Annotated in this window: 22 protein-coding genes; 15 read left to right on the plus strand and 7 right to left on the minus strand. The window is 46.0% G+C overall.

The features are described from left to right. Positions 1-8 precede the first annotated feature (8 nt). Positions 9-989, plus strand: a complete 981-nt coding sequence (locus BSEL_RS09645) for a DUF2207 family protein (RefSeq protein ID WP_013172810.1) — start codon at positions 9-11, stop codon at positions 987-989. On the opposite strand, the gene BSEL_RS09650 is transcribed toward BSEL_RS09645, so the two are convergent. Then, entirely contained in the window at positions 961-1,563 is a 603-nt protein-coding gene (locus tag BSEL_RS09650; protein WP_013172811.1) for a hypothetical protein, read from the minus strand. The two genes, BSEL_RS09645 and BSEL_RS09650, sit on opposite strands and share 29 nt — an antisense overlap. A 92-nt stretch (positions 1,564-1,655) precedes the next feature. Between BSEL_RS09650 and BSEL_RS09655 the strand changes: the two genes are divergently transcribed. Then, positions 1,656-2,153, plus strand: coding sequence for a YwpF-like family protein (locus BSEL_RS09655; RefSeq protein WP_013172812.1), 498 nt, complete (start codon positions 1,656-1,658; stop codon positions 2,151-2,153). A gap of 32 nt (positions 2,154-2,185) precedes the next feature. Further along, positions 2,186-3,055, plus strand: coding sequence for an amidohydrolase family protein (locus BSEL_RS09660; protein ID WP_013172813.1), 870 nt, complete (start codon positions 2,186-2,188; stop codon positions 3,053-3,055). On the opposite strand, the gene BSEL_RS09665 is transcribed toward BSEL_RS09660, so the two are convergent. Then, on the minus strand, positions 3,026-3,415 hold the full coding sequence (locus BSEL_RS09665; protein WP_013172814.1) for a hypothetical protein: 390 nt from the start codon (positions 3,413-3,415) through the stop codon (positions 3,026-3,028). The genes BSEL_RS09660 and BSEL_RS09665 overlap by 30 nt on opposite strands. Before the next feature lie 155 nt (positions 3,416-3,570). On the opposite strand from BSEL_RS09665, the gene BSEL_RS09670 reads away from it, so the two are divergent. Next, positions 3,571-4,314 (plus strand): peptidylprolyl isomerase, encoded by a 744-nt coding sequence (locus BSEL_RS09670; protein ID WP_013172815.1) that lies wholly within the window; start codon positions 3,571-3,573, stop codon positions 4,312-4,314. Positions 4,315-4,400: 86 nt separating this feature from the next. On the opposite strand, the gene BSEL_RS09675 is transcribed toward BSEL_RS09670, so the two are convergent. After that, positions 4,401-5,960, minus strand: coding sequence for an alpha-amylase family glycosyl hydrolase (locus BSEL_RS09675; protein WP_013172816.1), 1,560 nt, complete (start codon positions 5,958-5,960; stop codon positions 4,401-4,403). Between the two features lie 299 nt (positions 5,961-6,259). Here BSEL_RS09675 and BSEL_RS09680 point away from each other — a divergent pair, with 299 nt between their 5' ends. From BSEL_RS09680 to BSEL_RS09700, 5 genes are read left to right on the plus strand one after another with little or no spacing between them, the layout of a single operon-like run. Next, positions 6,260-7,174 carry an ABC transporter ATP-binding protein gene (locus tag BSEL_RS09680; protein ID WP_013172817.1) on the plus strand — a complete coding sequence of 305 codons (915 nt, stop codon included), beginning with the start codon at positions 6,260-6,262 and terminating at the stop codon, positions 7,172-7,174. After that, on the plus strand, positions 7,171-8,112 hold the full coding sequence (locus tag BSEL_RS09685; protein WP_013172818.1) for an ABC transporter permease: 942 nt from the start codon (positions 7,171-7,173) through the stop codon (positions 8,110-8,112). Before BSEL_RS09680 ends, BSEL_RS09685 begins: the two co-directional genes overlap by 4 nt. 25 nt (positions 8,113-8,137) lie before the next feature. Continuing rightward, a complete protein-coding gene (locus BSEL_RS09690; RefSeq protein WP_013172819.1) occupies positions 8,138-8,527 on the plus strand; it encodes a GntR family transcriptional regulator in 390 nt (129 codons plus the stop codon). Next, positions 8,517-9,215, plus strand: coding sequence for an ATP-binding cassette domain-containing protein (locus BSEL_RS09695; RefSeq protein WP_013172820.1), 699 nt, complete (start codon positions 8,517-8,519; stop codon positions 9,213-9,215). The genes BSEL_RS09690 and BSEL_RS09695 overlap by 11 nt, the downstream gene beginning before the upstream one ends. Then, positions 9,215-10,027 (plus strand): hypothetical protein, encoded by an 813-nt coding sequence (locus tag BSEL_RS09700; protein ID WP_013172821.1) that lies wholly within the window; start codon positions 9,215-9,217, stop codon positions 10,025-10,027. Before BSEL_RS09695 ends, BSEL_RS09700 begins: the two co-directional genes overlap by 1 nt. Before the next feature lie 77 nt (positions 10,028-10,104). Here the strand turns inward: BSEL_RS09700 and BSEL_RS17765 are convergent, their stop codons facing one another. Then, positions 10,105-10,281 carry a hypothetical protein gene (locus tag BSEL_RS17765; RefSeq protein WP_013172822.1) on the minus strand — a complete coding sequence of 59 codons (177 nt, stop codon included), beginning with the start codon at positions 10,279-10,281 and terminating at the stop codon, positions 10,105-10,107. 184 nt (positions 10,282-10,465) lie between these two features. Between BSEL_RS17765 and BSEL_RS09705 the strand changes: the two genes are divergently transcribed. Next, positions 10,466-11,365, plus strand: coding sequence for a chemotaxis protein (locus tag BSEL_RS09705; protein ID WP_013172823.1), 900 nt, complete (start codon positions 10,466-10,468; stop codon positions 11,363-11,365). A 200-nt stretch (positions 11,366-11,565) separates the two neighbouring features. Further along, the gene (gene yhfH / locus BSEL_RS17525; RefSeq protein ID WP_332870081.1) at positions 11,566-11,697 is read left to right on the plus strand and encodes a protein YhfH; all 132 of its coding nucleotides are present in this window, start codon (positions 11,566-11,568) and stop codon (positions 11,695-11,697) included. Between the two features lie 128 nt (positions 11,698-11,825). Here the strand turns inward: yhfH and BSEL_RS09715 are convergent, their stop codons facing one another. Both BSEL_RS09715 and BSEL_RS09720 read right to left on the minus strand, forming a co-directional pair. Beyond that, on the minus strand, positions 11,826-14,117 hold the full coding sequence (locus tag BSEL_RS09715; protein ID WP_013172825.1) for a transketolase C-terminal domain-containing protein: 2,292 nt from the start codon (positions 14,115-14,117) through the stop codon (positions 11,826-11,828). After that, positions 14,117-15,130, minus strand: a complete 1,014-nt coding sequence (locus BSEL_RS09720) for a 2-oxoacid:acceptor oxidoreductase family protein (protein ID WP_013172826.1) — start codon at positions 15,128-15,130, stop codon at positions 14,117-14,119. Before BSEL_RS09720 ends, BSEL_RS09715 begins: the two co-directional genes overlap by 1 nt. Before the next feature lie 283 nt (positions 15,131-15,413). On the opposite strand from BSEL_RS09720, the gene BSEL_RS09725 reads away from it, so the two are divergent. The 3 genes from BSEL_RS09725 to BSEL_RS09735 all read left to right on the plus strand — a co-directional run bounded on the left by BSEL_RS09725 (position 15,414) and on the right by BSEL_RS09735 (position 17,679). Then, positions 15,414-16,055 carry an HD domain-containing protein gene (locus BSEL_RS09725; protein WP_013172827.1) on the plus strand — a complete coding sequence of 214 codons (642 nt, stop codon included), beginning with the start codon at positions 15,414-15,416 and terminating at the stop codon, positions 16,053-16,055. A gap of 72 nt (positions 16,056-16,127) precedes the next feature. After that, positions 16,128-16,646: a type 1 glutamine amidotransferase domain-containing protein gene (locus BSEL_RS09730; protein ID WP_013172828.1), complete on the plus strand. Its 519-nt coding sequence runs from the start codon at positions 16,128-16,130 to the stop codon at positions 16,644-16,646. Positions 16,647-16,719: 73 nt separating this feature from the next. Next, positions 16,720-17,679, plus strand: coding sequence for an alpha/beta hydrolase (locus tag BSEL_RS09735; protein ID WP_013172829.1), 960 nt, complete (start codon positions 16,720-16,722; stop codon positions 17,677-17,679). Here the strand turns inward: BSEL_RS09735 and BSEL_RS09740 are convergent. Then, entirely contained in the window at positions 17,625-18,794 is a 1,170-nt protein-coding gene (locus BSEL_RS09740) for an MFS transporter (protein ID WP_013172830.1), read from the minus strand. The genes BSEL_RS09735 and BSEL_RS09740 overlap by 55 nt on opposite strands. Positions 18,795-18,986: 192 nt before the next feature. Between BSEL_RS09740 and BSEL_RS09745 the strand changes: the two genes are divergently transcribed. Next, entirely contained in the window at positions 18,987-20,291 is a 1,305-nt protein-coding gene (locus tag BSEL_RS09745) for an acetamidase/formamidase family protein (RefSeq protein ID WP_013172831.1), read from the plus strand. Positions 20,292-20,344: the final 53 nt, after the last annotated feature.

Here is a 20,344-nt window from a genome sequence, read left to right on the forward strand (position 1 = left end):
TGGTACCGATGAATGTTCTGATGATGACATTGTTTCTTATTCTTGCTGTCATTCATTCAGCCTGGTTTATAAGAAGGCGCATCAAGCGTAACCGCTATCAACAGATACACCAAACGGAACCACCAGCATCGTTTTCGCCTGGCGTGGCACTTTATATTTCGGGGCAGAAGACCATCGGATCGAAACAGTTAACCGCTACATTGCTGGACTTTGTCCGTGGCGGAAATGCGACTCTTCACAGAGATGGTCCATCATCACCGGTCGTCCGCTTTGAAGCAGTCGAAAGGCCCGTTGAATCGCCTTCTTCCATACTCCTGTTCGATTTTCTGTTCCATGAAGTTGGCACCGGCGGGGTGCTGTATGTGGAAGATCTCTATACATTTACAGAGTTGGATTCGGGTCGAAACAGATTTCTTGAAGTGGTGGATGAGTGGCAGGAACAGATTGAATCAGAACTTTCCGAACTGGAGCTGCTTGATTTATCCCCTCTTTTTCGGAAGATCGGGGTCGCCACTCATCTTATGATGCTTTTTTTAATGGCGGTCCTTCTGTTTCTGGTCCCGTTGTTCGGTTTTTTTGCATTTATTTTGACGGTGGTGTCTTTTTCGTTATTCCTGCTTGAATCGAATCTGACTGATCGAGGAGCAGAGTTACGTGCGAAATGGTTGGGATACCGCGCATATTTACACACGATGACAGATGCGGAAGATACCGGTGCAGACAAATGGACGGCTCATTTTGTCTATGCAGTGGCTTTCGGTCTGTTGACCTCGCTCTCCCGCGCATTTCCGATCAGGGAGGCGTCTGAACTGAGCCTTCGAACAGATCAGCTTCCAATTTATTTTTATGCGGCTCCTGGAACTGCCGCTCTGTCAGCGGAGAGCATTCAGATGTTCCGGGACGTTGATGCAGCGTTTGATCACGGGATTCATGGTGAAGCTGCCGGACTCGATCAGGGGATTAATGATATCGGTCTTTCAGACAGCTGAATGACCGGTCGGGTTTACCGATGTGATGAGCAAAACGGTTCATCACAAAGGGATGGATGATCCCCTGTGTCATACGGTACAGTTTCCATGGAAGGGCTGGTGCAAAGCTTTCGACTGCTGTGAACAGGAGATCCCTTCCATTTTGCTCAGCAGTGAGAAAGGTAAAGCGGCTGACAGAGGCTTTACGTTCCTGTTGATGCAGAAGAACGCCGCTCTCAATGAGCCAACTGCTCAGGTTAACATGCCTGAAGGGGTCTTCTGTCATGCCAAGGAGTGTAAGTCCGCCTGCACGAAAACGGGTCTTTCCATTGTATGGAAGATCTGTTTGGACCAGCCCCAGTGACCTGGTTTGTAACCAGGAGAAATATTCGACAGCCCAAGCCCGGGCTGTCTTTTTTGCTGCTGTTTCCATGCATTGAATGGATTGCACCCGTTTTAGAGAAGTGGTGACGTGTTTGTCTCTGCCCTGACAAGGCTCCATGTAGCGGTGTAAACAGTGATGAAATTCGGTTATATGTGAGGAATCTCCCTGCGAAAGGGAGATTCCTGAGGATGTGGTTTTTGATGGTTTCACGTTGATTCCCTCCATGAATACGCTTTTTATTCTACTTTCTGATATAATAAGGGAAATTGCAAGATTTGATTATGCCTTGGAGGGATGAATCATTGAAAACCTTTAAACTGTGTTCGATGACGATGCTGATGGATGAGGAATCCACTGCCCGTCAGGAAATGAAAACAAAAGAAATCCCGTTGGTGGACGGATTGATTATTAACAAAGAAGAAGTGGGGAAAGCCTGGCTTGTTGAGGCGGTTCTTGAAGAGGAATGGCGTCCTTTTTTTGAGGCATATTTACGCGACAGGGAGTCGTTTATGATGGAAGTTACCATTACGAGGCGGACGAATGATCCGGCAACGCTTGTTTGTGATGTAAAGGGTATTAATGAACTGGATCAGCATATGTCTCTTCATCTGGATGGTACGCTCGTTGTAAAACAGGATGATTTATCCGATCAGCTTCTTCGCAATCTGATTGATGAAGGTTATGAAGGTGATGAGTTGTACGAGGAGTTCCGCGCCCGTAAAAAGAATCGGGGCAAAGCGATACAGGGTATTCTGTCCAATGCTTACCAGGAAGTGCGCGATCAGCAGAACTCTGACTGACGGATCTTGTAATGGGATGGAGGATATGACTCATGGCAGTAATTGACGCTCACGTACATCTTTCCACAATCAGTGCTTTTGCGAAGACCGCCAGGCAAGCCTCTCACGTGCAATATTCCTACAGCGGACTAATGGATGAAATGGACCGGAGCGGCGTTGATCTGGCCATTGCCATGGGTGTCCGGGAAATGGAAGGCGGTGAAGGTTTCCCGGACCGCTCACCAAACTCTCCAATGGGGCTTGATCTGATTCCCTCGGTCCAAAAAGGGCAGCGTGTGGCAGAATGTCCGGGTATTAATCCGTTCCGGGTTGGCCGTAAGGAAATTCCTGCCCTTGAACGCGCGCTCCTCGAACCGCAGACGGTGGGCATTAAGATATATCTCGGTTACTACCCGTATTACGCTTTCGATGATGTGTATGCCCCGGTTTACGATTTGGCTGCCTCGTTTGATTTGCCAGTCGTTTTTCACACGGGTGACACATTCTCAACCCGGGGACTTCTGAAATATGCGCATCCGCTGACGATTGATGAGGTAGCGGTCAAATATCCGAAAAACCGCTTTGTCATGGCTCATTTTGGTGATCCGTGGATGCTCGACGCTGCGGAAGTTCTGTATAAGAATCCGAATGTGTATGCAGATTTATCGGGCTTGATGGTGGGGGATCGGTATGAATTAAAGCGAATCCGTGAAACACCGCATTTTTTTGATCATTTCAAGCACGCGCTGGCCTTTTGTGATCGTCCAGATAAACTGATGTTCGGAACTGACTGGCCGCTGACCCCAATTGCACCATATATTGATTTTATCGATCATTATATACCCGGCACCGCCAAAGATGAGATTTTTGGCGGCACGGCACTTCAGGTGTTTTCAAAGCTCAGATACCTCATGACCAGATGAGGCATGTTTAAAGTGACCGAACAAATCTTCGATACAGTCTTGCACCTGGTACTTCAAATGTACGTTCTTATATGTCATTGTGTAGGTGTAACCTTGGTAATGAATGACGTATTCGCTGAATGTATCCGAGACGGATGCACGGTGGATCGTCATTTTTTTTTGCTGCTGTTCGCCCTTAATCTTATACAGATCTTTACTGAGCGCGGTGAGTGCAAATTCTATGAGATGCACATACGGATCTTTCATCCGGATGGAAGACTGGCTGAACGCCTTCAGATCGCGTTCGAGAACCTGTCTGCACAGTGTCAGTAAAATATAATGTTCAATCAACAGCTCCTCTGCTTTATTTAAAGGTTTCATGCTGTTCACCACCTAAGAACGTTTGTTCTTATTTTACCTGATGGAGATGAAAAGATAAAGGGGAAAGTATCGGATGCACATTAGTCAATATCATGATATAGTAATGGAGGGTCTAATCCCTCGAAAGAATCAACAAAAGAGTAGGAGAGAATAACATGAAAAAGTATACGAGATCACTGTCCGTTTTACTTGCTGCAAGCGCATTGACTATTGCCGGCTGTCAAAATGGGGATGAAGAGACAGCGAATCATACAGAAGCCGATACAAATCAGGCGGAAGAAGCGGTTGAGGACAATGAAGAATCATTATCGTATCCGCAGCTTAAAGATGGTGTCGGTGAAGATGAAGTTGAAGTTGTAATGGAAACGAACATGGGTGACATTCATTTGAAACTGTTCCCTGAATATGCCCCTTTGGCGGTCGAAAATTTTATCACCCTGAGTGAAGAAGGTTATTATGAAGATGTGATCTTCCACCGGATCATTGAAAACTTTATGATCCAGGGCGGGGACCCGACTGGAACCGGTATGGGCGGGGAGAGCGCTTTTGGTGAGTCGTTTGAAGATGAATTCACTGCAGAATTGGCCCACTTCCGTGGAGCATTGTCCATGGCGAACAGCGGTCCGAACACAAACGGCAGTCAGTTTTTTATCGTGCATGCAGGACCTGAAGAACTGATGGCTGAAATGTTTGAGGGAAGCGGCTTTCCGGAAGAGACAGTGGAGCATTATCTTGAATATGGCGGAACTCCGCACCTCGATGGTGGACATACGGTCTTTGGTCACGTGATTGATGGCATGGATGTTGTGGATGCCATTGCAACGGTGGATACAGAAGGTCCGAATAATTCCACACCTGTGGAAGACGTTTATATTGAGTCAGTCCGCGTTCTTGACTGATTTTTTGATTTGCACACATCATTACTGAACCTGAAAAACCCCTTGAAACGGCTGGTATCTTAAACCGTTTCAAGGGGTTTTGTTGATCAATGAAGAATCGCTGACGAATAAGGAGGTAAAGTCAATATTTGAGACGACCAGTCGGTGTCGTCTTTGTCCATGTAGAGAAGCGCATCCACATCGTCTTCAGGATCGATGTCTATATCGACGGTTTCACTGCTCATATTGTGTAAGACGAGAATGCGATCTTCATCGGTTTCCCGAATCAGGGTAATCACGCCATCATGCGTGGTTTCAGCTTCAACCAATTCGCCGTAAAGGAGTGCAGGTACGCTTCGGCGCAAATGAATCCATGTCTGATAATGTGACCAGAGTGATTCAGGGTCATCACGCATGCTTTCAACACTGAGTTCTTCAGCATCCTGATTATGACGAGGTTCGATCCAAGAGGTTTGACCACCTGCTGATGAATCGTCATACCAAAGCATCGGTTCCCGAATATGTTCATCAGGCTTGGTTCCTTCCATTCCTATCTCTTCCCCGTAATAGACAAAAGGGGAACCAGGAAACGATAACAGCAGAGAAGCAGCCATCCGCATGCGGTCTTCATTTCCTGAAAGCTGACTCATGACACGGTCGATGTCATGATTCGTCAAGAATGTACTCTCAATATAACTATCAGAAAACTGATCAAACCGCTCAAGCGTATTCAGGTATGAGGATACGAGGCGGGAATTGCCTTCCCGGCGAGCAGCCTGAATCAGATCTTCGGCCAAATCAAAATTAAAAGTCGAGTGAAGTCCACCGTCAAGATAAGGCCCTGTGACCTGTGCCGGTGCCCATACTTCTCCAAGAATAAAGACATCCTCATTTACCGCTTCCATTTCAGCGGTGAATTCCCGCCAAAATTCATGGTTTTTTTCCTCTTCACCAGGATAAATGTGTTTGGCGGCATCAAGACGGAAGCCGTCCACACCGACGTCATCGAGCCAAAATTCACCGATGGCATAGATTTCTTCCCGGACATCGGGGTGATCCATATTTAAATCGGGCATCCCTTCCCAAAAGACACTCATGTACATATTCGGTTCTGTGCCGTGCCACATCCGCTGTCCCCATTCTCCTCGCTCACGAATGTTTGTCTCTTCATCGGCCCAAATATACCAGTCACGATAGTCGCTGTCCGGGTTGCTGATGGCCTCTTCAAACCATGGGTGCTCCCTGCTGGAATGATTCACAACAAAATCCATCAGTACTTTGATACCGCGTTCATTGGCTTCATCAATGAATGTCCTGAAATCGTCCAGGGTTCCGTAATCGGGATTAATTGCATAATAATCGGTAACATCGTAGCCATGATACGTTGGAGACGGGTGAAAGGGCATCAACCAGATTCCTTCAACACCAAGTTCTTCGAGATAGTCAAGTTGACTGGTCATCCCATTGATATCTCCAATTCCGTCGCCTGTTGAATCATAAAAGGCACGAATAAAAATTTCATAAAAAACGGTTTCCGGAAAGTGTTCGATCAGCTGAGGGTCTTCCTTAGGAAAATCTGCAGCAGTATAGACTTGTTCGGGTTCATCATTGCAGGCGGTCAACAGCATGCTGGCCGTCAAAACAGTTGTACCTATTATATATTTCATCCTTGTCACTCCTCGTTGAGATCCCTTTTTGCAGTGTTCCTGGAAGGTTAATGCAGCTAACGTTGTCACTTGACACCAATATTATGAAAACGATTGCTTAAATTGAAGTATAAAGAATAAGAAGGGTGAAATCAAGTGATTTGAGGCAAGCGTTTGCATAGTTTTCGTAATTGTTTTGATTCAGCACATCGTACAAGTTGTGCCATAATGTGCAGATAAAATACCAAAAGAGTCTTGAAAGTCTTATTGAAGTAGTGTACTATCTAATTAATACAGTAGTACGAAGGGTGAGGATAGGAATGAAAGAACGGATAGTCATTCGTAATGTGTCAAAAAACATCCGTGGCAAAGCGATCATTAAGAATATTACGCTTTCCATTGAACCGGGTGAAATCTATGGGCTCCTCGGTCCAAACGGTGCCGGGAAAACAACAACCATCCGTATGATGACAGGCTTGATGAAACCGACAGGAGGCTCTATTACGATCAATGGATTTGACCTGAGTAATGATTTTGAAAAAGCGATTTCCGGCGTGGGGGCGGTTGTTGAAAATCCGGAAATGTATGAGTATCTCAGCGGGTATGACAATCTGCTGCATTACCAGCGCATGTCTCCGGGCGTATCGAAAGCACAGATTCAAAAAGTCACTGAGCGAGTTGGTATGGAGAAACGGATCCACGAAAAGACAGGTACGTATTCACTTGGAATGAGACAGCGACTCGGACTTGCTCAGGCACTGTTGCATGAACCGGATGTGCTGATCCTCGATGAGCCGACCAACGGGCTTGATCCGGCGGGAATCAGAGAGATTCGCAGTTATTTGAAAAAGCTTGCCCATGAAGATGGCATCAGCATCATTGTTTCGAGTCACTTGCTCAGTGAAATGGAAAAAATGTGTGACCGTATTGCAGTGATACAGGATGGTGAAATCATTACGGTCTCTGATGTCGCTTCTTTTGTTGAAGGAAAAGAACAGTTCGTCACCGTAACTGTTACGGATCAGTCAAAGGCGGCTGATGTGATACGAAAGCAACTGCAAAAAGAAGTGGAGATCACAGATTTAGGCATTCGATTAGCGTGTTCACGAGAGGAGATTCCAAATGTTGTTTCTGTTCTCGTCAATCAAGGTATTGGTATTTATGAAGTCAAAGGTGCTGCTAACTTAACGCTTGAAGAGCAATTTTTGGAACTGACTGGAGGAAGATCCGTATGATGTACGCCCTGATCAAAAATGAGAACATGAAAATATACAAGCGCTTAGGAACGAAAATTATGTTTGTGATTTTGGCAGCGGTGATTGTTTTCATCGGTCTTGTTATGCGTTTTGCCAATGAGGTAACCGAACCGCTTGATGGTGCAGGAGAACCTGGTCTTCAGATTGAACAGTCAGACCCGGACCAAATGGCCAATATGCCGGAATCGATGCAGGTGCAAATCCATGAACAGGAAATGCTCGGAACGTATCTGATCGAGGAAGAAGTTTCTCAGGTGAACCGCGATTCGATGCTTGGCTTTGCGATGGAGAATCCGCAACTCGTCAGTTTTGTAACCATGTTTACCGTGATTGTCGGGGCAGGGATTGTGGCTGGTGAACACAGCAAAGGAACGATCAAACTTCTGATGATCCGTCCTGTGAAACGCTGGAAAATACTGCTTTCCAAATGGCTTTCAACCGTATTGTTTTCCATTGTCATGGTCTTGACATTGATTGTCATCAGTCTGCTCACAGGTGGTTTTTTATATGGGTTTTCCATTGATGGACTGAGGGTTGTTGAGGTTGTTGATGGCGCAGTCAGAGACATGTCTGTATGGGGGTATATGGCAGTTACCTATTCACTTGCCTGGGTGGAATTAATCATCATGACAACCTTTGCATTCATGCTCGGAGCGGTCTTTCGCAACCAATCTCTCTCCATTGGCCTCTCTCTGGTGATGTTGTTTACGGGTGGGCAGGTTGTCTTTCTGCTTAGCAGCTATGACTGGGCAAAATATTTGCTTTTCGCTCATACCAATCTGCTGCAGCATTTCAATGGTCAACCGATGATCGAACATACAACTGCTGCTTTTTCCGTAGGAATTGTGGTATTCTACTTCACCGTGTTTAAAGCAATTGCTTATCTCAGTTTTTCAAAACGGGATATTGCCGATTGAATTTCACAAGGAAGGAGCGCGGATAATGGGAATCAATTTTGATAATCACAGGCCGATTTATGTGCAGATTATGGCCTATATAAACAGTCAAATTACAAGAGGCGTATGGAAACCCGGTGAAAAGCTGCCTTCCGTGAGAGAATTTGCCATTGAAGTCGGTGTAAATCCCAACACCGTTTCTAGGACGTATATGGAACTTGAACGGCAGGAGATTGTCGTGTCGAAACGGGGGCAGGGTACTTTTGTGACCGAGGATACGAGTGTGATTCAGGCGCTGAAAAAAACACAGGCATCTTCACAGGTGGATGCCTTTATCGGGAACATGCAAAACCTGGGACTTACCAAACACGAAATCCTGTCTCTCATTCAAGAGCGGCTAAAGGATGATAAGGAGGCTGCTGATCATGAATACTAACATAACGGTCCGTAAACTGACAAAAACCTATTCCAAAGGAGAAGGGATTACCGATATCGAATTAACGCTTGACAGGCCTGGACTGACAGGTGTAATTGGTCCTAATGGGAGCGGTAAATCGACATTATTAAAACTGATGGCTGGCCTGTTGCGTCCGTCGAAAGGAACGGTGGAAATCTGCGGCACATCTGTTGACAGAAGGATCGGCACAAAGGTAGCTTATCTGTCTGAACTCGATTCACTGTATGCGTTTCAGACCTTGGAAGGGGCAATGGTGTTCCACGATAAGACCATATCTGCATTCGACCGGGAACGCGCAGAAGCCATGGCCAACAACCTGAACTTGGATCTGAAACAGAAGATCAAGACCATGTCAAAGGGGAACCGTGCCAAGGTGAAGATTTTACTTACCCTCGCGAGAAAAGTTCCGGTGCTGGTGATGGACGAACCTCTGTCAGGCCTCGATCCTCTCGTTCGTCAGGATATCTTGAACATGATCATCAGTGAAACCGATGTGGAAAAACAGCTGGTCTTGATTTCCACACATGAGGTTACGGAAGTGGAACCGTTTTTGGATTATGTACTAATTCTCAGAGACGGCCAGGTGGTACTGCAAGGTGGAACAGATACCCTTCGTGAGGAACATGGGAAATCTGTCGTTGAACTCATGAGGGAGGTGCTGAACTGATGTGGCTGGCACTGTTTATAAAAGAATGGCAGGATTCCCTGCCAAGATTTATGCTGGTGATGATTGTCAACTCTATTGGTTTTCTCGGCATGTGGATCGCGATTGAACGGGGATCACTGTTCTTTGTGTTGATTGCTGTTGCACTCATTGTCATCCATATCATCTACCTCTTTTTCGAATGGATCATTGCCTTTTCAAGGGAATGGCGAAGCAACACGCATGTTCAGTGGCTGAATCTTCCGGTCTCAGGGTGGGTGCTGCTGACATCAAAGATGGGGGCAGGGCTGAGTCAGTTTCTGCTGTCACTTATCTATGCGATGGCTGTGGCCTATGTGATTCTTGGAAGAATGCTTCATCATGCACAGAGAGCTGATTCACTGTTTACGGGAATGGCGGACGTTCTTGAGCCGCTGAGTCTTGCTTTTGCCGAATTCAGTCCGTATATTGTCATTGGCATCACCCATGCTGCTGCTTCAATTGGCCTTGCCGCCGTGTTTATTTATTTAATGGCAAAGTCCTTCAGACCGTTTGGTTGGATTTTAGCCATTGTGATTGTATTTGGAGTGAATTGGCTGATTGATCTGATTGGGGAGCAGTCCTGGTATCAGGCCCTCGAACAAACCGTACCTCTTATTCGCTCTGATGATGTGGTTGAACGGCTCTTGGAGCTGTTTGGTGAAGCTGACAGTGTTATGATAAGCAATACAGGTGGTGACGCCCTGTATCTTGGGCATATTGTCATGGCGTTCATTGGCTATGCTGTCGTTTTATTTGTATGCAAGTGGCTTATCGACCGCTTTGTCGAGGCGTGATTTATCATTGAACAAAAAAGTTGGTGAGCCACCATCATGGTGGGCTCACCGACTTTTTTCATATCATTGAAATCCAATCATGATTCCCGGATGCAATAATACATTAACAGTCCAAGTGTGAGGAAACCGACAATAACAAAAGGAGAGTTCATCAGAGAAGTTGCTTTACCATTGTCCTCTGCAAATACTGCGGATGCAGGGATCAAAAAGAAAAATAACGAAAAGAAGAGAACGGCACCAAATCTTGCTGTCATAATCATCGCCTCCTGGTTGTATCTTGTATGTTGTTAACATTATAGCGGCCTTGTTAAGTGATTGCAATTCATATCCTTGTAAAAAAATACACAAGAATGATAGCGGAATGGCCCTATTCATGATAATCTATGAATAGACAGAAAGACTGTATCGTCAAGATCACGATGCGCTGGAGGGGTAAAAATGAGTGAAGAACATAAAGGTATTTTACTGGAAAGTGGTACAAATGAATTAGAAGTCATTATGTTTACAATCGGCACAGGTACATTCGGTATTAATGTTATGAAGGTACGTGAAATCATACAGCCAATGAATGTGACGCTTATGCCTCACACACATCCGCACGTTGAAGGAATAATCCGTCTGCGTGAGGAAGTCATCCCGGTTATTGATTTGGCAAAAGCCATCGGGTTCCAACCATCAGATGAAAATAATCAGGATAAATACATTGTTTCCGAGATGAACAATGTTAAAGTGGCCTTTCATGTGCACTCGGTTTCGAGAATTCACCGGATCTCCTGGGAGCAAATTGAAAAACCGAGCCGTTTAAGCGGAGGTTTGGAAGACTTAACGATCGGTGTTATCAAAATGGATGAAAATATGATTCTCATGCTTGATTATGAGAAGGTTGTCTATGATATTATGCCGGAAGCCGGCATAACGCCTGCCAAGATGGAAGGCGTGGAAAAGCGGGACAGAAGCGGCAAAAAAATTCTTCTTGCCGAGGATTCTCCGATACTTCGCCAGCTGCTGAAAGACACGCTTATTGAGTCCGGTTATGATAATCTCGTCTTCACTGATGACGGGAAAGAGGCATGGGAATACATTACATCCAGTAAAGGCGGTTCCACTATCGATGGAATCATCACGGATATCGAGATGCCGGTAATGGATGGGCATCATTTAACAAAAATCATTAAAGAGGATCACAATTTGAGAGAGATCCCGGTTATCATCTTTTCATCACTTATTACAGGTGATTTGTTTCATAAAGGGGAACGGGTAGGAGCTGACGCTCAAATCAGTAAGCCAGAGATCGGACAGCTTGTCACGATGCTTGATGAGCTGCTTGGCGTCGAATAGTTGATAATCATCATGCAGAACACCTCCGATTTTTAATCATTGGGAGGTGTTCTGCATTTTATGTTTTATAGTACAGGATTGAATGGTCATAAAAAACTGAAAAATCTGAATGAAAAGCAGTTGTTTTAAAACAACGGTTGATTTATATATTTTGTTATATTACAATGATGGAAATACATGATTGGGGGCGGAACAGCATGATGATTTCCAGTGTTGAATTTTTTGAAAATCTACCACCAAAAGAATGTGCGAGCTGCGGGGATGTCATTGATGAAATGCATGAATGTTACGGAAACGATTGTCAAACGTGCGCAGAGGAAAAAGTCCTTTAATATCGTCCAATCAACGAATGCACTTCATATTGATGAAGTGCATTCGTTAATTATGATCGCGGATTGATGAAGACGTCATAAATTAAAAACACAGAGGCTGCCTGAGATGCAGCCTCTGTGTTCGTATATTAAATCATAGGTGTTTCGTGTTTGACTTTCAGCTTGTTCCAGCGACGATCGACTTCGTTGACGAAATCATCGTAAATCGCTTTGTTCTCTTCTTTGAGGAGGTGCTTGGTTTTACCCATGTAACCGAGCCATTCTGAAAGCTCTACACGCTTGTTCTTTGCTTCAGGATCGTACGTGATGTTTGTTTCCCCCTGCTCGATTTCATAGAGCGGGAAGAAGCAGGATTCGACGGCAGCTTTCATGATTTTTTCACCGTCACGGTCGTTGCTCTTCCAATTGAGCGGGCAGGTGATGAGAATTTTACCATACACAAGGCCTTCATTTTGTGCATACCACTGTGCCTTTGCTGCTTTCTTGATCAGGTCCTGAGGATATGCTTCAGTACCTGTGAAAACGTAAGGAATATTTGTGGATGCCATGATTTGCGCGGTGTCTTTATGGTGGAAGGCTTTACCCTGCTGTTTTTTGCCGACGCCTGTCGTACTTGTCATGTGACCGATTGGCGTTGAATAAGACATTTGGGAACCAGTGTTCATATAGCCTTCATTATCATACTCAAGAATAATCATTTTGTGATTTCTCAAAGCTGTACCAATGGCCGATCCCATTCCGATATCCATACCGCCGTCACCGGTGATCATCACAAATGTAAAGTCATCATCAATATCCACTTCGCCACGCTCTTTCATTTCAAAGAATGCTTCAACTGTACCTGACAAGGTAGCCGGGCCACTTTGGAACAGATTGTGAATCATTGTTTGCTTGTGCGAGCTGTGTGGGTAGGCTGATGTGACAACATAGCCGCAACCCGTGTGGAACAGGATGACCGCGTCTCCTTCAATGCCTTTGAAGAAGAGCTCAAGACCCGGGAAGATCCCGCAGCCCGGACATGCCCCGTGGCCGGAAGCAAAGCGTTTCGGTTTACTGGTCAACTGACGCAGTGGCGGAATGCGCACCTTCAGTTTATTAGTCTCTTCGTCCTGCTTGACATTGATTAACCCGGAATTGTAGCTTTCAACCGTCATCGGTTCAATAACCGGCTGGAGTTCAAGTTCCTTGTTACCTGGCGTATGGCCGTAGTAGTCAAAGTTCTTCACAGTTGACGGATCTTCTGTAGCATCGATGGCCATTTGGAAAAATGCTTCTGCATCATCGGAATAGAAGTCCTTACCACCCATACCGAATACACGGCTGATGACTTTTGTCTGATTATCAAGATCTTCCTGAAGTGCAGACTTGAGTTCGTGAGACAGGTTGGCACCATTTCCGCCATAAGAATCAGCACGTTCACCGATTAGAACGGTTTTGACATTCTTGAACACTTCCCGAATGTCATCGGCAGGGAATGGTCGGATGATGTTCGGGCTGACGACACCTGCTTTAACTCCTTTTGCACGGAGCTTATCGACAACATCTTTTGCCGTTTCGGCAGCTGAGTTCAACAGGAAGAGGGCGACTTCTGCATCTTCCATGCCATACGTGTCAAGGATGTCATAGCTTCTTCCTGAAATTTGCTCATATTCTGCAGCGACCTCTTTATAGACGTCATAAGCTTTATAGAGCGCTTCAGACTGCTGGAAATGGTTATTCGTTAAGTCATTGCCATCCATGTGTGCACCGATTGTGACAGGGTTGTCTTTATCGATGGAAACCGGGTATCCTTTTGGTGCTTCACCAACGAACGACTGCACGGTTTCTCTCTCTTTGAACATGTTGACACGGCGCTTCTGGTGAGAGGTGAAGAACCCGTCATAAGCAACAATAACCGGGAGACGGACTTCAGAGTTTTCTGCAATTTTAAGAGCCATGATGTTCATGTCATAGACAGCCTGAGGCGTTCTGGCTGTGAGAATAACCCATCCTGTATTCAGACCGTAATAAAGATCTGAGTGATCACCGCGAATATCGAGCGGGCCACTGACAGCGCGTGTAACCAGGTTCAGGACCATTGGAAAGCGAAGCCCTGACTGAACCGGCAGCTGTTCGATCATATAGAGGAACCCGTTGGCACTGGTCGCGTTAAAGACCCGTGCACCTGTTGTGGCGGCTCCAAAACAGATGCCGGCAGAACCGTGTTCACCGTCGGCTGCGATCAATTCAATATCATGCATGCCTTTTGATGCCATCATGTCCAGATACTGAGCGACTTCGGTAGAAGGTGTAATCGGGAAATATCCCATTAAGTGATAGTTGATTTGCGCTGCCGCCATGGCAGCCATTTCGTTACCTGATTCGAACGTTTCAACCTGTTCGTTAGATACTTTTTTTACATTTTCCTCTGTCATTGCCATTATTTCATACCCCCTGCAACGTATGGAAAGTTGTGTTTCACCTGATTGTCTTCTGCATAGCCCTTCTCTTCAACAAGATCTGCAAGTGCATCTGTCGGACAAGCGTCCACGCATTTCAGACAGCCTTTGCAGTATTGATAATCAATTCCCTTAAGGAACATTTGCGGACGTCCTTTTTTGTCTTCGCCCTGTTCCCAGACAAAGCAATAATCCGGGCAGACTGTGTCACAGGCGGCACAGTGAATACAGGATTCTTCTTTGTATTCAGGCAGAAAGCCGATACGCGAACCGCTTAAATCTTTTTGAATGCTGTTGGCCTGAGCGGTGATAATCCCACCCATCACCTGTGTTTCATAACCGAGTCGCGGCTGAACACGGGTAAACTCTCTGCTCTCTGCATCGGCAGGTGCTTCGTATTTCTTAAACGTCACTTCATTGTATCCACGGTCAAATGTGCGGATATTCGGTTCAACGAGGTGTGGGTATTTCTTTTCAAACGTTTTGCGAATGACATTTCGCATATAGTCAGGATCCAGGAAATCAAGGATACGATAGAGAGCGCCGAGCATTGCCGTATTAACTTTTGTCTTTTCTTCATTGGCTATTTTTAAAGCATCGACGGCAGCAATCGTGCCATATTCCACTTTCAGATCATTTCGGATTGTATCAAAATCGCTCTGTGTGTTAACAAGGACTACCCCGTCCGCTGTTAAACCGCTTACGACATCGACCATTTTATAAAGTGCTTCATGGAATACACCAATAACATGAGGCTGTTCAATTGGTGCATGGTCACGAATTTCAACATCTGATTCACAAAACCGGACAAATGATTTAACAGGAGATCCTTTCTTCTCTGATCCATAAGAGGAGAAGTTGGCTCCGTTCAGGCCCAATCCCTGAACCCCTGCTTCAGCTAGCATCTTTCCTGCAAGGTTGGCTCCAAGTCCGCCGATGGATTCCAGTCGGATCTCAAAAAAGCCAAGCTCGTTCTTTTTTGGTAAAATAGACATTTGATCATTCCCCTTTCAAAATAAGTGCATAACTCCCTTATCTGCAGTATAGGGAATATCAATGGTCAATGATATGATCTAAGTCACATATTCACAAAATGTTCGAATTTAAGTTACTGATACACTTACTGATCAACAAGGTTCAACCCTTGATAACAAAGGATTTAAGGAGAAATAAATGTGTAGTACAGGAGAAATAAAAAAATATAACAGCTGAAAGTACGTGATTGTTTTAACAATCGTTGCGTGTTTCAAATATTTGTATTGACAGGGGATGAAGAAAATGAATGTGAAGATGGAAGCGCTTGAAAAATGGGTAAAGGACTTTTTTGAACATGACGCGAGTGGGCATGACTGGGCCCACACTGACCGGGTGCGCAATCATGCGGTTGCTATAGCGAAGAAAGAAGGAGCGGATGATGATCTCGTGGAAAAGGCAGCTCTCTTGCATGATATTCCGGACAGTAAATTTCATGCAACGGAAGAAGCGGGCATGCGGTATCTTAAGGAGGGAATGTCTGATTTGGGCTTTTCTCCTGATGAGATTACAGCGATTCAGGGGCTGATCAGGACCGTTTCGTTTAAAGGCGGTCAAAATGACGCGCCCGATACTTTGGAGGGTAAAATTGTTCAGGATGCTGATCGGATCGATGCAATTGGAGCCATCGGGATTGCGCGTTGTTTTATGTTCGCCGGCAACAAAGGGGATGTTATGCATGATCCTGAGCTCTCTCCCAGAACATCGCTGACGGAAGCCTCCTACAGAAAAGAGAGAAACACCGCAGTTAATCATTTCTATGAGAAACTGTTGAAGCTGAAAGACCTGATGCACACTGATACGTCAAAACGGATTGCTGAAGAGCGGCATGCCTTTATGGAACGCTATCTCGATCAGTTCTTCGATGAATGGAACAGCTTGAAATAATTGATTAAAAGGATGCTTTTGCGGGTAATCGACTACTATATGCCGTCAACATGAAAAGGAGTGAAGCATATCATGGAATTAAAAGGCAGGAAAGTGCTGACTATTATAGAGGATGATTTCGAAGATTCAGAACTGATCTATCCTCATTACCGTTTGCAGGAAGCAGGGGCGGACGCTATTATAGCGGGGCCAGTCGCAGAAAAAGTCTACACAGGGAAGAATGGTGTGCCGGTCAAATCCGATGCAGCCTTTCATGAGATTGAGATCAGGGAATTTGATGCGCTGCTTGTGCCGGGCGGCTGGGCGCCGGATAAATTGAGACGTTATGACGCCGTTCTTGATATGGTCCGCCATATGATGGATCATGACAAAGTTATCGGACAAATCTGTCATGCCGGCTGGGTGCTGATCTCTGCGGATGTACTTAAAGGAAAGAAGGTGACAAGTACGCCTGGAATCAAGCATGACATGATCAACGCCGGGGCAGAATGGATTGATGAACCGGTTACTGTTGATGGGAAGCTGGTATCAAGCCGACGACCACCTGATTTGCCTGATTATGGACGCGAGCTTGTAAAAGCTATAAAATAATAGATGAAGGGTGCTCCGATTTCCCGGAGCACTTTTTATTTTACATAAGGCAAATGAAACAGGGGTGAGAAAGATGCCAGAGTCAACAACCGCGTGGTTACAAGATTTAATCAATGAGATGCCAAGCCTCGACCGGATTGATCCCCATGTGGACGATCCGGCATTAGACGGATACTTAAACTACTATCATTTTGACCTTACCAGATTGCAGCACTATCGTGCAGGACTGATTTCAAGAAATTCCCAGGATTTATTCGTACAGTGTTTTTATGCAAAGCAGCATAAAGGCACGGTCTTTCTTGTTCACGGTTATCTTGACCATTCCGGCGGCTTGTCAAGGACCATCAATGTCCTTCTCGGCAGCGGTTATACCGTACTGACCGTCGACCTGCCCGGACATGGTTTGAGCCAGGGAGAGGAAGGGTCCATTCATTCATTTCAGGAATACAATACAGCCGTTCGGGACGCTTATCATGCGATGGTGCCGTATATGCCTGCAGGAGAGCGGATTGGCATGGGACACAGCACAGGCGGTGCCATACTGTTTCAGGCCGCGGGGCGAAAGGATCCTGGTTTCGATCGCCTTGTTCTTGCGGCGCCGTTATATTTACCTTATCAGTGGAAGAAGACGAAAGGCGTGATCAAGCTTGCCAGCAGACTGATCCCACGTTCAAAGCGAACATTTAAACGGAACTCCGACGATGAACGATATCATCTGTTTATTACTCACGATCCGCTTCAGGTCCACTACCTTCGTGCGGAGTGGTTCTTTGCGATGGCGACATGGCAAGAAGAGATCCGTTACTCCTCGATTGTCAGAATCCCTGTTTACCTTGTCCAGGGACAGAAAGATACGACCGTAGACAGTGACCGTAATATCGAATTTTATAAACAAAAATGCCGCAATCTTCAAGTTTGTATTGTCCCTGAAGCGCGGCACCAGATCTTAAATGAACGAAAAATCCTGAGGAAAGAGGTTCACCGCAGAATCCTTTCGTTTTTGGATCGATTTGATTTGAGATGGCGGACATAAATGGCGTAAAGCACCCCGGAGAGAATCCAAATCATTGACGCAGCAAAGAAGAAAGGTAGTCCGAACCACTCTGCGACGGCTCCGGCGATAAAGGAACCGGAAACAACACCGAGAGAGAATGCTGCATAGAAAATGCCGTATGCTTTACCGCGATCCACTTTGCTCGATGCGTCAGAGACAACCTTGTTCATAGATGGGAACACAAAGGCGAATCCTGAGCCGTACACAATCATGGCCAGGATAATCAACGCAAAGGCGTCGAACAGAGTCAGCATCATCATTGAACTGCCGATCAGTATAAGGCCGCTTAATATCAGGTGAACAGGATTGATACTGTCGAATAACCGGTTGACTGGTGTCAGGAAGACCAATAGTGCGGTCAGACCGTAAATGCTTAACAGCATCCCCGTCGAAGCGGAGTCCAATCCGATACTGTCAATTTTCAGCGGCAGGGCAAATGCCAGTGTACCGTTACTGATCATCAGGGCGAATGCGGTCAGAGAAGCTTGGATAATAAGGGGTTCTTTCAACAGTTGACTGAAGTCACTGATTTTAACTTTGGCCCTCTCCACAGGTGTGAATGACTCTTCAACATTTGTGATCACAAGCACGGCGGTAAGGACAAAGATAATGGAAATCAGGATAAAAACCCATTCAATCTCACCTGCAGCAGCGACACCTCCGCCAAAGGCGGGACCGATAATCGCTGCAAAGCCAATACTTCCACCGGTGTACGCCATGGCACGACCTCGACCTTCTCGTCTTGTTCTGTCTCCTACATAAGCAAAAGCTGCCGGAATAAGCGCACCTCCAGCCAAGCCATGCAACAATCGAATCAGAAAAAGCTGTGCACCGTTTTGGGCAAGCGGGTAAAACAGCAGAATGAACGCGACAAGAAACATGCTGATTAAGAGCATCTTTTTCCTGCCAAACCGGTCTATCCAGTGACCGGTAAATATATTCCCAACCATATTCGCAAGTGAATAAACGGCTATAATTGCACCGGTTAAGACATTGGATGCACCAAGTGAGACGGCGTATGGTGTAATAATCGGCAATTGAACAAAAGTATCTAAAAAAGCAACCATAATCATGAAATACAGCACTTTCGTCATGGCAAGTCCCTCTCTTTCGTCTCTACCATCATACCTTGCGTATCTGATCGGGTAAAGCAAATGCACACCGCTTTACTAACAAACGACACTAAGAACATGATTGTTCATTCAACAATAAGGTTATGAACGATCAGGATTGGGGAATGAACTAATTTGTAAGCGTTTTCTCACTTTGGATCAGGAGGGGTAAAGATGAACAGTAAAGAAACTGTATTTGTCAATAAGTTTACAGATGGAATATTGGACCCTGGCAAAGAGATGCTAGGACCCGTCAAGGATGGGGGACACATCGTGGCCAATACAACTCCGGGCTGCTGGGGACCGATGATAACGCCATGTCTGAAAGGCGGACATGAGGTTACGAAGCCGGTATTTGTGGAAGGCGCAGAAGTCGGTGATGCTGTAGCGATCAGAATTAAATCTATAAGAGTCACGTCCATCGCGACGGCATCAGGAAACGACGCACCGGTTGACGGACGTTTTCTCGGAGATCCATTTGTGGCAGTGAAATGCCCGGAATGTGGAGAAATGAACCCGCAGACTGTCATCAAGGGCATTGGTCAGGATGCAATCCGCTGCGAAAACTGCGATGCTGACGTGACACCGTTCCGATTTACGAATGCTTATACGATGACATTTAACGATCAAAAAACGGTGGGGATTACGCTGGACAAACAGGGGGCAGAACAGGTTGCACATGACGGGAAATCCTATATGTCCACGCCGGAAAACTCCGTACAAAATCCGATCGTGACATTTGCCCCTCATGACTTGGTGGGGGCAATCGCGAGAGTACGGCCATTCCTGGGGCAATTAGGCACGACGCCGTCACGACCGATACCGGATTCACATAACGCTGGTGACTTTGGTCAATTTCTCATTGGTGCGCCCCATGATTACGGATTAACAGAAGATGAACTTGAAGACAGAACAGATGGTCATATGGATATTAACCGGGCTCGCGAAGGCGCAATTGTCATTGCACCGGTAAAGGTTGAAGGTGGAGGAGTTTATCTTGGGGATATGCACGCCATGCAGGGAGATGGTGAAATCGCAGGACACACAACTGATGTATCGGGCATTGTGACCCTTCAGGTAAACGTAATCAAAGGTCTGAAGCTCGAGGGACCTGTGATTTTGCCGGTTGAAGAAGATCTTCCTTATCTGGCAAAGCCGATCACGAAAGCGGAACGGGAAGAGGCCAAGCGGCTGCACGCAGGCTGGTCCATGCAACAGCCGTTGGAATCATCGTTGCCGCTGTCATTTGTCGGAACCGGCGCGACATTGAATGATGCAACGACGAACGGCCTCGAGCGGGCTGCAATGGTCCTTGGAACAAGTGTACCGGAGGTCATGAACCGGGCAACGGTGACTGGGGCTATTGAGATCGGGCGTAATCCAGGGGTTGTGACGGTGACATTCCTGGTGCCGCTTCACGCGCTTGAAAAACTGAAACTGAGTCACTTTGCCATGGAGCAGTACGGAAAGCCGGAATAAGAGACTCTGTGAATCGCTGAAAACCTGTATGTTCGTATCCTGTATATCGGCAT

The sequence above is a fragment of the [Bacillus] selenitireducens MLS10 genome, assembly GCF_000093085.1.
Taxonomy (GTDB): domain Bacteria; phylum Bacillota; class Bacilli; order Bacillales; family Salisediminibacteriaceae; genus Salisediminibacterium; species Salisediminibacterium selenitireducens.